This is a genomic window from Burkholderia sp. TSV86 (assembly GCF_001522865.1).
GTDB lineage: Bacteria > Pseudomonadota > Gammaproteobacteria > Burkholderiales > Burkholderiaceae > Burkholderia.
Window position 1 is genome coordinate 1 of sequence record NZ_LOWB01000066.1, and the last position, 611, is coordinate 611.

The following is a 611-nucleotide window of genomic DNA, read 5'->3' on the forward strand; positions in this document are numbered from 1 at the left end:
GTTCAATGCCGTGCTGATCGACCGCACGCCAGAGAACAAAGGGCTGGCTGCGCAACGAGACGAACATCTCGTCCGGATGCCATATGTTACCCGGCTGGCGCCGAACTTCTTGATCCATCGGCGAATGGATTCATGCCTGACGATGGTACTGTCAGGTTGTTCCAGAAGTCGGTGAGTATAATGGGGCATGAAGAAAGCTTCTATCGCAGTTCTGCCGCCGGCCGAAGCGCCGGTTTAGTTCAAGGGCTACCGATTTCCGCCGGACATCATCTGCTACACCGTTTGGTTGGATTCTGTCGCAATTAGTGGAGGGCCAGTAGAATGGTCGACTTCGAAGAACTGAGCCCTCACCGATGCGCCTTGCTGCGAAGATACCGCGAAAGAACCTGCCCGCAGGAATCGCCAGGGTGCTCAAGCGCCTGCACTATCCGCTGGACGTGATCCTGCTGTGCGTGCGCTGGTACGTGGCCTATTCGCTGAGTCTGCGCAACCTCGAAGAAGTGATTGTTGATTTTCACGCAGTCTTAACCCACCGGGGATGCGGACAAAATCTTGGACTACTTGGAGGTAGTCCATGTATTCATACGAAGACCGCGTTCGGGCGGTCGAGC

Annotated in this window: 3 pseudogenes; 2 read left to right on the top strand and 1 reads right to left on the bottom strand. The window is 55.6% G+C overall.

Going from position 1 to position 611, the window contains the following annotated elements:
- Nucleotides 1-144 (bottom strand): annotated as a pseudogene (locus WS68_RS28820) (IS6 family transposase); the annotation flags it as partial.
- A gap of 43 nt (nt 145-187) precedes the next feature.
- On the opposite strand from WS68_RS28820, the pseudogene WS68_RS29575 reads away from it, so the two are divergent.
- Both WS68_RS29575 and WS68_RS28825 read left to right on the top strand, forming a co-directional pair.
- Nucleotides 188-289: pseudogene (locus tag WS68_RS29575) on the top strand (IS6 family transposase); the annotation flags it as partial.
- A gap of 64 nt (nt 290-353) precedes the next feature.
- Nucleotides 354-611 (top strand): annotated as a pseudogene (locus WS68_RS28825) (hypothetical protein); the annotation flags it as partial.